This is a genomic window from Shewanella maritima (assembly GCF_043643735.1).
Classification (GTDB): Bacteria; Pseudomonadota; Gammaproteobacteria; order Enterobacterales; family Shewanellaceae; genus Shewanella; species Shewanella maritima_A.
Window position 1 is genome coordinate 1 of the sequence record NZ_JBHZSM010000008.1, and the last position, 14428, is coordinate 14428.

Annotated in this window: 8 protein-coding genes; 3 read left to right on the forward strand and 5 right to left on the reverse strand. The window is 42.2% G+C overall.

Going from position 1 to position 14428, the window contains the following annotated elements:
- Positions 1 to 365: 365 nt before the first annotated feature.
- Complete coding sequence (locus ACHUGF_RS10180; protein WP_394130912.1) at positions 366 to 1505, forward strand: DcaP family trimeric outer membrane transporter; 1140 nt, start codon at positions 366 to 368, stop codon at positions 1503 to 1505.
- Between the two features lie 86 nt (positions 1506 to 1591).
- Here ACHUGF_RS10180 and ACHUGF_RS10185 read toward each other — a convergent pair whose 3' ends face one another.
- From ACHUGF_RS10185 to acs, 3 genes are all read right to left on the reverse strand, one after another.
- Positions 1592 to 1852 (reverse strand): GrxA family glutaredoxin, encoded by a 261-nt coding sequence (locus tag ACHUGF_RS10185; protein ID WP_394130914.1) that lies wholly within the window; start codon positions 1850 to 1852, stop codon positions 1592 to 1594.
- Positions 1853 to 1966: 114 nt separating this feature from the next.
- On the reverse strand, positions 1967 to 3769 hold the full coding sequence (locus ACHUGF_RS10190) for a DEAD/DEAH box helicase family protein (RefSeq protein WP_394130915.1): 1803 nt from the start codon (positions 3767 to 3769) through the stop codon (positions 1967 to 1969).
- 174 nt (positions 3770 to 3943) lie between these two features.
- Positions 3944 to 5896 carry an acetate--CoA ligase gene (gene acs, locus ACHUGF_RS10195; protein WP_394130916.1) on the reverse strand — a complete coding sequence of 651 codons (1953 nt, stop codon included), beginning with the start codon at positions 5894 to 5896 and terminating at the stop codon, positions 3944 to 3946.
- A 258-nt stretch (positions 5897 to 6154) separates the two neighbouring features.
- Here acs and ACHUGF_RS10200 point away from each other — a divergent pair, with 258 nt between their 5' ends.
- Together ACHUGF_RS10200 and ACHUGF_RS10205 are read left to right on the forward strand one after the other, a co-directional pair.
- The gene (locus tag ACHUGF_RS10200; protein WP_394130917.1) at positions 6155 to 9577 is read left to right on the forward strand and encodes a hybrid sensor histidine kinase/response regulator; all 3423 of its coding nucleotides are present in this window, start codon (positions 6155 to 6157) and stop codon (positions 9575 to 9577) included.
- A gap of 73 nt (positions 9578 to 9650) precedes the next feature.
- On the forward strand, positions 9651 to 9797 hold the full coding sequence (locus tag ACHUGF_RS10205) for a hypothetical protein (RefSeq protein WP_394130919.1): 147 nt from the start codon (positions 9651 to 9653) through the stop codon (positions 9795 to 9797).
- A 22-nt stretch (positions 9798 to 9819) separates the two neighbouring features.
- Here ACHUGF_RS10205 and ACHUGF_RS10210 read toward each other — a convergent pair whose 3' ends face one another.
- Both ACHUGF_RS10210 and ACHUGF_RS10215 read right to left on the reverse strand, forming a co-directional pair.
- Complete coding sequence (locus ACHUGF_RS10210) at positions 9820 to 10698, reverse strand: NAD(P)-dependent oxidoreductase (protein WP_394130920.1); 879 nt, start codon at positions 10696 to 10698, stop codon at positions 9820 to 9822.
- 289 nt (positions 10699 to 10987) lie between these two features.
- Positions 10988 to 13942, reverse strand: coding sequence for a TonB-dependent receptor (locus ACHUGF_RS10215; RefSeq protein ID WP_394130922.1), 2955 nt, complete (start codon positions 13940 to 13942; stop codon positions 10988 to 10990).
- Positions 13943 to 14428 lie beyond the last annotated feature (486 nt).

Here is a 14428-nt window from a genome sequence, read left to right on the forward strand (position 1 = left end):
GGTCGTTAGCTCAGTTGGTAGAGCAGTTGGCTTTTAACCAATTGGTCGAAGGTTCGAATCCTTCACGACCCACCACTCTTCTGCAAATATACCCTAAGCTTGTCCATTTTCTAGTTGACCAACTAAATCAATTCAGTGTTGACTAAATTTAGTGACGCTCAATCATTTTTGGTTAATTTACTTATTAGGCTAGCTTCAAATCTAGTGCCAATCAGAATCTACACATCATTGTTTTTCTATCAACCGAACTTTTAACAGTAGCTTAGTTTTAACTTTTGTCTAATAGACCTTTTGCTAATGTTACAAACTTGTTGTATGCCCCATATTGTATCAGTTTGATAAATAATAAATCTGGGGAGACAAGGATGAAATATTCAACGCTTAGTGCATTGGTAGCTGCTTCACTTTTTTCTGTGAGTGCAGTGAGCCATGCAGATACCGAAATGACTTTTGGTGGTTATGTAAAAGCTGATGTGATGTTTAGTAGTTATGGCAATGGTGCACCTGATTCCGGTCAATTATCAAGACAGTTTTATGTGCCTGGTACAATTTATGGCGTGTCTGGCAATGGCAAGGAAGTTGTAGACTTCCAGGCTCGCGAATCACGATTCAACTTTAAAACCGTGACAGATCTCGATGGTCATACGTTAACAGGTTTTATTGAGTTAGACTTTATGACGCACACAGATGGCAATGAGCGTGTTTCAAATAGTTATTCTCCAAGGATCCGTCATGCATTCGTCACTTATGATAACTGGACCTTGGGTCAAACTTGGAGTACGTTCCAAAATCCTGGAGCATTACCTGAGAACTTAGATTTTGTTGGTGCAGCGGACGGTGCAGTATTCGTTCGTCAAAGCATGGTGCGCTACACTAATGGTAACTGGCAATTTGCCATCGAGAACCCTGAAACTACAGTTACGCCAAATGGCGGTGGTGGGCGGATCACCAGTGGTAGTGGCATGATGCCAGATTTTGTTGCACGCTATAACCTTAAAACAGATGGTGGCACTAAAATCTCATTTTCAGCACTTGGTCGACAGTTGAATGTTGAGCAAGACAATATTGACTCAACTGAAATGGGTTATGGTATTAGTGCTGCAGGTGTTATCCCTCTAGGTGATGATGATATTAAATTCTCTGCAACTTACGGTAGCGGTTTAGGGCGCTATCTGGCATTGAATTATGCTAACGGTGGTGTGATTAATGCTTCTGGTGATATTGAGGCCATTGATTCATTTGGTGGGTATGTGGCTTATCGTCATTGGTGGAATGACAAGTGGCGCTCAAGCTTTACCTTTGCGGGATTCCAAGCTGACAATGATGTCGCATTAACAGGCGGTTCAGTAAACAAAACATCATATTCAGGTTATGTAAACTTACTGTACTCACCTGCTAAGCAATTAACATTTGGTGTTGAATATATGCATGCATTAAACGAACGCGAAGATGGCTCTGATGGTGATTTAAATCGTGTTATTTTCTCAGCTAAGTATGTGCTGTAATTATTCAAAGATGCCATTTGGCATGTTAAGCCTTTGAAAATAAAAAGCCCGCTAATAACGGGCTTTTTATTTAGCTTTTGTAAATATTAGCTAAGTAAGTTGTTTGAACGAACATATTGTTCAAATTCAGTGCAGCCACCAATAGGTTGCTCATCGATGAAAATTTGCGGCACAGTTTCTACTGGCTTACCAACACTTTTCGAAAGATCTGCTTTACTGATCCCTTCGGCATGAATGTCGACATATTTAAATTTAAAATCATCACGCTGTTCAGTCAACTTCTCTGAAAGTTCAACGGCACGAACGCAATATGGACAACCTGGGCGACCAAAAATAACAACAAACATAATGACTCCTACGTAATTAGTTGAGCTTTTATATCACATGTTTTCCTTAATAGGTAACCAATATGGAGATAAATAGGTTGCCTTTGCTGTTGATAAACATGTGAAAGTAATTGCTTAGTTAAAGTTCACCTTATGACGACCTTGGTAGTCAAAAAATGATTCCACGAGATCCCACCTTTGTTTATTTTTTTTTAATAGCAGTAGATCAGGTTTTCGAAAACGTGAAGCATCAGTAAGAACGTCATCAATCTTATTGTATTGAGGGTGTAACAGCCCAGGTGTTTTGGTGTGTTCAAGCACGAAAGTTGCGAAAAAAGCTTTTCTTTGAGCACCTGTTTCAAAGCGGTAATAGCGGTTAAATTCGTTTGACTCTATATCTAAATATTGAATGCAAAGCTTATCTTGTTGATTGAAAAAGTTCATCTGCTGACATTTAAATAGATGGTGATGCTGAGACTGCAGTACTTGCTTTAGGCGTTTATCTGGGTCTATCAATGTAGATTGGCAGCTTTGACAGACTCTTGCTGCAATGTCGTTTTCTGCGCCGCAATCAGGGCAAGCTTTGGAGCGGAACCTAAAGTCACATTGTATTACTTCATGTGTTTTACCGGCGTTTCGTTTATGTTTGTAAGGCTGCTTGGTTGAAACTACGGGGCTGTGTGATTCATCAATTGTGCCCTGACATCGTCTGCCAAAGTGTTCGACGATGTCACCATCATTATCTACAATTCCCCAAAATGTATTAGCAAACTGACATACAGGACAATGAACTTGTACTGGCACTGATTTACTGTTGGGCTTGACGTGTCCAACTTCTGGGAAAAACAGATCGTAACCATTTGCGGCGTAGTCAATGACTAAGCAGTCTTGTTTATTTTCGAATAATCGCAAACCACGCCCAACCATCTGCTGGAATAGGCTAACAGAAGCCGTAGGACGTAATATGGCGATGAAATCAACATGAGGAGCGTCAAACCCTGTGGTTAATACCGACACATTGACAATGTATTTCAGGCTCTGTGCTTTAAAATCATTGATGATGTTGTCTCTTTCGAGGTGTGGCGTATTTGCAGTAATTAAAGCCGCACCATCACTGAGGTGTTGCATGATCTCTTTTGCATGCCTCACTGTTGCAGCGAAAATGATAACGCCGCAACGCGTCTGCGATAGCTGTTTAATCTGTTGTGTGATCGCCGTGGTTGCTCGGCCTTGGTGATTGAGCAATGAGTCTACTTGTTGCTCCGAAAACTCGCCGGTTTCAGAAGGCGTTAATTGTGAAAAATCATACTGGGCACTTAAACCGTCAAATAATTTGGGTGGTGTTAGGTGGCCTTGTTTAATCAATGGACGCATGGGCAACTCAAAAATGCACTTATCAAAGATAGGTTTGTCACTATTGCCTATTTTTCCATGGTAGTGATGGCGATATATCCAGCCAATGCCTAATCGATAGGGGGTGGCGGTTAAGCCTAATAGTTTCAGTTTAGGGTTGTTTTTAGCGAGTCCATTAAGCAACTGCTGATATTGGCTGTCTTTGTCAGTGGAAACACGGTGGCACTCATCAATAATGACCAAGGTGAAGGGTTGATCAAAAGCTGCAATTGCCCGTGCGGCAGATTGAATGCTGGCCACTACCGTTTTACCTTTTGCTTTCTTTTGTTTTAAGCCTGCTGAATAAATACTGGCTTTGTCAGTTAACAGGCCGACTTTTTCAGCATTTTGTTCCACCAATTCTTTAACATGGGTCAGCACAAGTACATTACCATTGGCTATTCGAGCTAGCTCTGCAATGACAATACTTTTGCCTGCGCCAGTGGGTAATACAATCACTGCAGATTCTTGTGATTGCTTGAAATGCTTGATTGCAGCATCAACAGAATGTTGTTGGTAATCTCGAAGGGTTATTGCGCCAGCCACTGTGAGGATTGTTCTACATTAATTTACGCTTAGGCTCATGGTAACACAGCAAGTTAGTACAGTGGCTAGATAAAAAAGGCCCCTCATGGAAGAGGGGCGAAAGAGAAAGTGGTTAATTTTCTCAGGGTAGGTTGGTCATCGGGTAATGACTTTTTACAATTGCTCGTTACAGGCTTACTCTGTTCTGTTGAGTCTGCTCTCAATTAACGTGTCAATGACTGCTGGATCTGCCAGCGTTGAAGAATCGCCCAGATTGGTGATTTCATTGGCAGCAATCTTACGTAAGAATCGACGCATAATTTTACCTGAGCGCGTTTTCGGTAAACCATCGGCAAACTGAATCATATCTGGTGTCGCCAAGGCGCCAATTTCTTTACGCACCCATTGACGTAGCTCAAGGCGCAACTCTTCAGTGGCTTCAATGCCTCGTGAAAGCGTGACATAGGCATAAATACCTTGGCCTTTAATGTCATGGGGGTAACCCACAACGGCAGCTTCAGCAACCAGTTCGTGTGCTACTAAAGCACTTTCCACTTCAGCAGTACCGAGACGGTGACCTGATACGTTAATCACATCATCCACTCGGCCAGTGATCCAGTAATAACCATCTTCATCTCGCCTTGCACCATCACCTGTGAAGTACATACCTCGGAAGGTTTTGAAATAAGTTAACGCAAAGCGGTCATGGTCGCCAAATACGGTACGCATTTGACCTGGCCAAGAATCAAGAATAACCAAATTACCTTCAGTTGCACCTTCAATAATATTACCCATATTGTCCACAAGGGCTGGCTGTACGCCGAAGAAAGGCCGTGTTGCAGAACCTGGCTTCGTATCTGTTGCACCTGGTAGTGGGCTAATCAAAATACCGCCAGTTTCTGTTTGCCACCATGTATCAACAATGGGGCATTGTTCATGACCAATGACTTCGTGATACCAACGCCATGCTTCTGGGTTAATCGGCTCACCCACAGAGCCCATGATCCGCAGAGATTCACCATTGTAACCATCAAATTGCTCTTTGCCTTCAGCCATTAATGCACGGATTAAGGTAGGCGCAGTGTAAAGAATATTAACTTGGTGACGGTCTATCATTTCACCTAAACGCGCTGGTGAAGGGTGGTTAGGTACACCTTCATGGATCAAGATAGTTGCCCCATTAGCAAGCGGACCGTATACCATATATGAATGGCCAGTAATCCAACCTACATCAGCTGTACACCAGTAAACTTCATCTTGTTTGTAGTCAAATACATATTCGTGTGTCATTGAGGCATAGACCATGTAACCGCCAGTGGTGTGTAGCACGCCTTTGGGGTTACCTGTCGAACCTGAGGTATAGAGTAGAAATAGTGGGTCTTCAGCACCCATTTCTTCATAGTCGCAATACTCTGACGCCACTTCCATCAGAGAATCCCACCACACGTCACGGCCTTCAACCCAGTTGATATCACCGCCAGTACGCTTTAATACAATCACTTTCTCAACACAATCGACGTCTGGATTAGCTAGAGCTTCATCAATACTGTGTTTTAAAGGAATCTTTCTACCACCGCGAACACCTTCATCGGCAGTAATTAATACCTTCGATTTACCATCAATAACGCGTGATGCGATTGAATCTGGAGAGAAACCACCAAATACCACCGAGTGAATTGCACCAATGCGAGCACAAGCAAGCATCGCTACGGCGGCTTCAGGTACCATTGGCATATAAATAGTAACTACATCGCCACGGGCAACCCCTTGGCTACGAAGTGCATTAGCAAATTTACATACATCTGCGTGGAGCTCTTGATAGGTTATTTTACGCTGTTCGTTTGCGTCATCGCCTTCCCAAATGATGGCAACTTTATCGCCATTATTTTCTAAATGACGATCTAAACAGTTAGCCGATGCGTTGAGCGTGCCATCATAAAACCATTCTATTGATAAATTATGGTCATCAAATGAGGTTTGTTTGATTTTAGTATATGGTTTAATCCAATCAATGCGCTTACCGTGCTCACGCCAAAAACCTTCTGGGTTCACAATAGATTCTTGGTACATTTTCTTATATTGATCGTTGTTGACCAGTGCATTATCAGCGATATCGCTAGGAACTTGGTATAGAGACTGCGAACTCATAGGTTTTCCCTTTCTAAAATTGCTTAGGGAAAGTATCGACTGCAAAGGGCATTTAACACTATTAGACCTTGGTCTAGTTTTAAAAACTCCTTATTATTTAAATGTTTGCATGTGGTACCATTCCCGCGGTGAACGAATTTTCGCCTACTTTTGAGGTGGTATAAAATCTACATCATTTTTATGGCTGCTTTATGTGTTCAATTTAGCCTTCAATCTGTAAAGTAAATTAATAACAATAAAAGAGATAATGGACATCTTATGAACTTGACCCTCATTGTCGGCGTGATTGCAATTTGCTATGTCACCTTGCTATTTATTCTTGCTTGGGGGGCCGAGCGCTGGTTTAGTAAAATCGCCAAAAAAGTACAAGTTTGGATTTATGGCCTGAGTCTGGCTGTGTACTGTTCATCTTGGACCTTTCTTGGAACTGTAGGGCAGTCCGCCAATGATCTCTGGTCGTTTTTGCCAATTTTCGTTGGACCGATTCTTATCTTTACGCTTGGCTTTGGCATGCTACGAAAAATGGTGGTGGTGTCAAAAGCGCAAAACATTACGTCTGTAGCCGACTTCATTGCCGCCCGATATGGTAAGTCTCAAACGTTAGCCGCGTTAGTCACCCTGATAGCTTTGTTTGGCATCATGCCTTATATCGCCCTGCAGCTAAAAGCCATGATGCTGAGCTTGAATCTATTCCAAGGTGACAATGAGCCGCTAAGTCCTTTTGTTGTGCCACTTTTAATTACCATTATTCTGGCAATATTTGCCATATTATTTGGTACACGCAAACTTGATGCGACAGAGCATAACCCCGGTATGATGGTGGCAATTGCTTTTGAATCGCTAGTGAAAGTGACCGCATTCTTATTAGTGGGTGTGGTCATCACCTTTGGCTATTTTGATGGGTTCGATGATATTTGGCGCCAAGCCTCGGCAGATGATTTGATTGAGTTTGGCGAGCTACGTATTGGGACATTATTGCCAGAGTTAATTGTCGGTATGGCTGCATTCTTATGTATGCCAAGACAGTTTCACGTCATGGTTGTTGAGTGTGCCGGTGAAAGAGTACTGCACAAGGCAAGATGGATTTTTCCTATTTATATTGCCTTGTTTGCCATATTTGTTGCCCCGTTAGCCCTAGCTGGAAAATTGTTGTTAGGTGGTGATGTTGCAGGTGATACCTACGTGATTAATTTACCCTTAGCACTGGATCAACCACTAATTGCCATTATTGCATTGTTAGGGGCGTTATCAGCTGCTACTGGCATGGTGATAGTGGCAGTGGTGACTATTAGTATTATGGTGAGTAACGAATGGTTTGTACCTGTAATGCTGAAAACAGGGCAAATTAAAGAAAAGAACTTTAACCAGTTTGCTCAGTACCTACTTAACACTCGTCGAATAACCATAGTGGTGATTCTTGCTTGTGGCTTTTTCAGTTATCTCACGTTGGGTGAAAGCGATACGTTATCCAATTTGGGCATGTTGTCTTTTGGTGCTTTTGCCCAGTTAGCGCCCGCTTTAGTTGGTGGTTTGTACTGGAAGAATGGTAATCGCTCAGGTGTCTATCTTGGTTTAGCTGTAGGTTTTGGCTTGTGGTGTATGATTTTGCTCCATGGCGTTGGAGATGCAAGGGTTATTGGCTCTGACTCTGGCTTATTAAGCATCATCAACCCTAATGTGAGCGATACCCTACTGGCGCTCATGGCTAATATTACATGTTATGTATTGGGCTCTTTGTGGTTTAGAGCGGGTGTGGCAGAGCGTATTCAAGCCAGCCATTTCGTCAAACCCTGGAATTTAAAACAAGAAAACAATAAACGTTCAGGGCCCATTTCGCAGCAAGATTTGTTGATATTAGCCAGCCGGTTTGTCAGCCCAACACGTGCTTATGAGAGCTTTAGTCACTTTTCACCTGAAGCCGTAAAAGGGGATGCTTGGCATAAGGCTGCTTCTGACGAATTAATTGCCCATACTGAACATATGATCTCAGGTGTACTTGGTGCCTCTAGTGCCTCGTTAGTGATGGATTCGGTGCTACGTGGGCGAGATCTTGCCCTTGATGAAGTATTTAGTTTGGTGGATGAAGCGTCATCTAAGATCATTTTAAGTCAAGATATGCTGCGCGGCGCAATCGAACATGCTTATGAAGGTATGAGTGTTGTCGACAAAGATCTCAATCTAGTTGCGTGGAATTATAAATATGCTGAGCTATATCAATACCCAGAAGGCTTTTTGCAGCAAGGCATGCCTATCAGTGAAGTAATCCGTTTTAATGCTGATCGAGGCTTTTGTGGTAAAGGTGATATTGAAGAACAAGTGGATGTGCGGGTGCAACACATGCGAGCAGGAAGCGCCCATACGTCAGAGCGTGAGCGGCAAGACGGTAAAGTGATAAAAATTCAGGGTAACCCTATGCCCGATGGTGGCTTTGTGATGACCTTTACTGACATCACTCAATACCGCTTACAAGAAAAAGCCTTAAAAGAAGCGAACGAAACGCTTGAAGAAAGAGTAAAAGAGCGTACTTATGAACTAGCGCTTCTCAACAGTGAATTGCTTGAATCAAAAGCGCAAGAAGAGCATGCAAATGCCTCCAAAACACGTTTTTTGGCCGCGGTAGGCCATGATTTAATGCAGCCATTAAATGCGGCAAGATTATTTACGGCATCTTTATCACAACACCCAAATCTAGATCGAGAAGTGCAAGCGACGCTATCCCATGTGAACAGTTCATTGAAAATCGCGGGTGAGTTGTTAACTGACTTATTAGATATTTCCAAACTGGATTCAGATAAGGTTGATGTCAATCGAAAGGATTTTGCTATCTCTGAAATCATTGATGGTCTGGCTGTCGAATTTGAGGCGATGGCCGAAGATAGTCAAATTCATTTTCACGCACAAAGCTGCCAAGCAACAGTTAACTCAGATCCCGCATTATTAAGACGAATTCTGCAAAACTTTCTTACCAATGCCTACCGCTACGCCCGTGGTGGAAAAGTACTGTTAGGTTGCCGTCGCCGCAAACAATATCTTGAAATACAGGTGTTAGATACAGGCTGTGGTATTGAGAAAAACAAAATTAAAGAAATATTCCAAGAGTTTAAACGGCTAAATCACCCAAGTAGTCGCAATGTTAGCGGCTTAGGCTTAGGACTTGCCATTGCTGAGCGTATTGCGCGCGTACTAGAGCATGATATTCATGTTACCTCTGAGTTAGGTAATGGTTCTGTGTTTTCCGTAATGGTGCCTTTAGGTGAGACAGTTAGCTTGAGTAAGCCTAAACCTTCAGCCAACTTAGCTCAGCCTTTAGCAGGAGTAAAAGTGTTGTGCATCGACAATGAAGAAGCCATTCTTGCCGGTTTAGCTTCACTGCTTAGCCGCTGGCAATGCGAGGTCGTGTGTGCCTCAGACTTAGCTGACGCTCGGATTAAACTCGGGCTTAAAGGTGTTGCTCCCGATATTGTGTTAGCTGATTATCATTTAGATGACGATCAAAATGGCGTAGACGCAATGGATGGCATTCGAGCACGTTATGGCGAGCTTCTACCAGGGGTGTTGATTACGGCAAATACCAATAAAGCGCTGGTGGAGCAAGTTGAGCAAAAAGGCTATCACTATATGGCGAAAATGGTGAAACCTGCAGCACTTAGAGCACTGATATCGACATTAGTTAAAAAGTAGCTAGCTATAGTGGTAGATTGTTAGTGACGCTGTTCATTCACTTGATTAAAGGTGCCGTTCGATAGGGAATAACATGGAGCAACATACTGGGTTTGTAGGCAGTTATCAGGTAATTAGTGGACTGTTATCAACTTATAAGCTCAATAGTGTTAATGGCATAAAAATGGCGGTGAAGTCACCGCCATCTTACATGGACAGGGAACTTGACATCTGGGGATAGATATCAAGTTCCAACTCTTCGATTACTTTTTCAAATCTTTAAAGTAATCGAAGATCACTGGTACATCATTGTTACCTAAGCCTGCTTCAACAGCAGCTTGTAGGCTCTTAGAAGTACCTTCAGCGATTAGAGATTCAGTACCTAGCTCTTTAACTAGCTCTAGGAAATAGCCTAAATCTTTGTTTGCATTATTGATTGAGAATCCTAGCTTTTCATCACCGTCTACAGCGTAGAACTTACAGAACTGCATAAATGGTGAATTAGATGGACCTGCAGACATGATGTCGAACAGTTGTTGACCATCAACGCCTGCTTGTTTAGCAACAGCAAATGCTTGTGACATAGTGGCAACAGTCGTCATACCCATAAAGTTATTCACTAACTTAGTGACATGGCCAGCGCCTAGTGCACCAAGGTGGAATACGTTTTCACCTTGCTCGTCTAATACAGGTTTTACTTTATTGAAAGTTTCAATGTCACCTGCAGCCATGATGTTCAGTAAACCATCTTTAGCGTGAGCTGGAGTACGGCCTAGTGGTGCGTCAATCATGCCAGCACCTTTAGCCGCTAAGTCAGCACCAATCTTTTTAGTCGAAGCTGGGATAGAAGTACCAAAGTCAACTAAAACAGCACCTTCTTTAATGCCGGCTAGAATACCATCTTCTGCATAAACAATCTTTTCTACAACGGCTGACGTTGTTAAACATAACATGACGATGTCGGAGTTTTCAGCCAGTTCTTTTGCTGTAGCTGATGCATTTGCGCCTCGCTCAACACACTTCGCCACTGCATCGGCATTGAGGTCCATAACATTCAGCTGGTAACCACGGTTTTGTAAATTCTCGACCATGTTGCCGCCCATTAAGCCTAGGCCGATAAAACCGATAACTGGTTTTGTCATAACTCACTCCTTAAATAAATGTGTACAAATCTGATTCAGATTACTGCTTTACAATGAGTCAATTGTAATACAAATAAACCTGACGGTGTTAACCATTTTGCTGACCAATTTCATGTTTTTTGATAAAAAATAGGATTATTTGGCCAAAAATACTGCAAGCAAGTTGGATGTTAGCTTTGCTCGGGAATTTACTTAATAATTTTGTCGTACAAAATGTTAACAATTCTGGTAGATTACTGATGATTAAAGCAAGGCTAGGTGATTGCCTAACCTTGCTTATTAACGCAGATTAGAACTTAGCGCGTAGACCTAAGCTAAAGCGGCGATCAGCTTCACTGTAGTTCCAAGTTGAACCAAGCTCGGTGGTTTCTTCAATTGGCTCACCAGTTAAGTTAACGGCATTAGCATAAACGGTAAAGCTATCGCTAATATCCCAACTAGCTGAGAAATCGAGTTGACCACGTGCCTCACGGTAACTGTTACCTACGGTAGGATCGGCTTCAGTATCAGCAGTGTTTAACCCTAGCGCACCTACAGTTTGAACACGTTTTACCACTTGCTCATCTAAGTAACGATCACGCCAGTTATATGCTAAACGGAATTGCAGGAACTCATTTTCCCAGTAGAATTGCGCGTTAGCACTGTGCTTAGAAATTTTCAGTAATGGGTTGCCATCTGGCTGCTCACTGTCTGCGTAGGTGTAGTTAGCATTCACACCAAATCCAGACCAGAAATCAGGCAGGAAGGTAAATTGCTGCATGTATGCAAGCTCAAGACCTTTCACCGAACCACTACCACCATTGACTTCCGTTTCTAATACAATACCGGTACGACCAGCATCTCTTTCAGCTGTAACATAGGCTTCACCCTGTGATTCTGACGCGAAGTTAACATCGCCTTGGCTTTGACCTGCTGTATCTAGCAAACAGATGTTACCCCACTCAGTGATGTTTTGATCTGAGATTGTGCTGGAATCAGCTAGACAACTGGTATCAGTTTGAGTGAATGAGTTTACATCTTTATAGAAAATAGCCGCCGATACGACACCATCTTCAAAATAATGCTCAGCAGATAAGTCATATTGAGTAACACGGTATGGTTCTAATTGGTATGAACCTTGAGTACCCGTAACTAATTGGTTATCAATTGATAGTGATGGGCTCAACTGATCGAAGTCAGCACGACGCATCACTTTAGCGGCTGCGAAGCGTAATAAAGTATCTTGCGCTAAATTATAGGTAACGTTTAAGCTAGGTAAGAAATCTGTATAATCATTTTCACCTGTCATCAGTGTTTTGTTGCCGTTAGCATCAACAGTATCTACGATGCTAGATTCAAGGTCAGTTTTAATATAGCGGCCACCAAGCACTGCACGTAAGTCTTCAAAGTCAAAGTGAACTTGGGCATAGAGTGCCTGAGTCGTTTCATTGATTTCTTTATATGCGCCGTTATCTTCTAGCATATTATCAGCTAGTGAACCGTTCATTGCATATGAGGTGTCTTTAAGTAAGTCTTGTACTAATAAATATGTGGCATTGGCATCTTTAAGACGATCGGCATCATATACATGGTACGTCATTAAATCGTTTTGGCCGTTAACACCAGTTTGATCAAATGAATTATTCATGTTGATGGTTTTGAATGTTTCAGCTAAGCGTGGGTCATCAATCCAAATAGGCGCATAAAGACCGTCAGCGTTAGTTGCCTTTTTGTATGAGTCTTTTAGGGTTGTACCGTTAGGCTTAAGGTCAAAACGGTTCGCTTTATATTCTCTATCAGTAAAGCGCATACCCGTCTTAACAGCTGAAATCCAGTCTACACCTACATCGGTGAAGTTAAAGTCAAAGCGAAGTGCTTGTTCTTCGTTGTCTGAATCTTCTGTTTTATGGAAAAACTCACGGAACACTAAGTTATCAGGGTTAGTCAGCATGCCTGTATCAGCATAGGTGTAGCCTGGGATGCCACTGCCTGAAGTGTAACTACCAGTACTAGTGTGAGTGACTAAATCTAAAGTTGGGTCAGTACGCTCAATAGGGCGTAAGTTAAATTCTGAAGCGGTACGACGTTCTTCAGACTTCGATATTGAGTACTCTGCCGCAAATTCAATTGTGTCAGTTAAATTCCACTCAGTACCGATTGCATGAGAGGTACTCTTAGAGGTAGTGAAATCACTCCAAGTTTTAGGAATAACCAATACACCATCTAAATCATAGTTATGCAGTAATCCATTGCCGTCATAGTAAGAGTCATCTCTTGCTACAACACTACCCCCTACGTCAAGAATTGAGTACGCGGCTTGGCCACCATCAAGTTCAGCAGAGTTCATATCTATATAGATGTTACCTGCTTCGCTTTGAGGGGCCCATTGTAGAGAAATACCATAAGCCGTGCGCTCACGTTGCTCGGTTTTTTGCTCTACAGTAGACTGTGTTTTACGCTGGTATTTACCATTTGGTCCACCAGAATCATCGACTACACCATCACCATTGATATCAATGTTGTCTACCATATCAATTTTGTTGAAGTATTCGTCACGGCGGATTTCACGATCCATGTAAGAAAGGTTGACCGAGGCACCAAAAGTACCCGCATCGCCGAGATCCCAGTTATTACCCACACCTGCAGAAAACTTAGGTGCAGTATTTTCAGTTTTATCGGCATATTCACCTTCAAGAGTCACAGCCACTAAAGGCTCTGATAACTCAAGAGGACGAATAGTTTGCATGTTCACCGTACCACCTAACGCACCTTCAATCATGTCAGCGGTAGGCGATTTAATTACTTCAACTGTTTTAAGGAAGCTTGAAGGGAAATCATCTAAAGCGATACCACCTCGTCCAGGTCCTGCTGTAGAGCGACCGTTAAGTAATATCAAGTTTTCAGTTACACCACGAATGGTAACATCTTGACCAACACCAAAATCTGATTCAATCGATACACCAGGAATACGTTGCAGTGCTTCTGCAATGTTATTATCAGGTAGTTTACCAATGTCCTCTGCAACAATCGCATCTACGATACGATCATCAGTTCGTTTTAGTAAGTTAGCTTGTTTTAAACTACCGAAAATACCGCGAACTGAAATCACTTCAATATTGCTAGTGTCCACTTCTTCCGTATTTTCAGGCTCTGCAGCATAAGCTGGCATCGCTAGTAGTGCAGTTAAAGTAGCGCCAAACAAGGTTATATTATTGGCATTATATTTGGTGCTACTAAACAGTTGACTAATCTTATTAAGTTTCATCATTCCCCCCAAAGAACTTCATTCCTTCGATATGGTCATTTTTGGTATGACCAACTGGTATTGTTGTTAACAATACCAACATTTATATAACACGCTGCATACGTTTGCAACGTGTTATGACCATTTTTGTGGCATGCTGTCTTACCAAGGGGCGGTTTATTTATGTATCTTTGGTTTACCCATGCTTTATTTTACGCTTACTGATTACTGTATAAGCTCTTTAAATCAATGCATTATCTTCTGCTTGAGGTGTGAAGGATGTTTTAAGGTAGTGGCAAGAAAGTTCGCCTTATAGCTTTTAGGTATCTGGTCAGCTTAGTTGGTTATAAGAGGGATATTTTTCAATACTCACAATTGGTAAGGTAGGTTTGTGTTGGTTATCACATTTGGCCTTACCAAATGTAGTCATTAAGATCGTGAGGCTGATTTAGTTGACCATAATGTAATATTTGTCAGTCAGTTAGCCCGCTAATTGGTCAAGCAATC

What these genes read in the sequence shown, in the direction of transcription:
- ACHUGF_RS10180 (WP_394130912.1), top strand. Translation starts at nt 366, where the DNA reads ATGAAATATTCAACGCTTAGTGCATTGGTAGCTGCTTCACTTTTTTCT.
- ACHUGF_RS10185 (WP_394130914.1), bottom strand. Translation starts at nt 1,852, where the DNA reads ATGTTTGTTGTTATTTTTGGTCGCCCAGGTTGTCCATATTGCGTTCGT.
- acs (WP_394130916.1), bottom strand. Translation starts at nt 5,896, where the DNA reads ATGAGTTCGCAGTCTCTATACCAAGTTCCTAGCGATATCGCTGATAAT.
- ACHUGF_RS10200 (WP_394130917.1), top strand. Translation starts at nt 6,155, where the DNA reads ATGAACTTGACCCTCATTGTCGGCGTGATTGCAATTTGCTATGTCACC.
- ACHUGF_RS10205 (WP_394130919.1), top strand. Translation starts at nt 9,651, where the DNA reads ATGGAGCAACATACTGGGTTTGTAGGCAGTTATCAGGTAATTAGTGGA.
- ACHUGF_RS10210 (WP_394130920.1), bottom strand. Translation starts at nt 10,698, where the DNA reads ATGACAAAACCAGTTATCGGTTTTATCGGCCTAGGCTTAATGGGCGGC.
- ACHUGF_RS10215 (WP_394130922.1), bottom strand. Translation starts at nt 13,942, where the DNA reads ATGAAACTTAATAAGATTAGTCAACTGTTTAGTAGCACCAAATATAAT.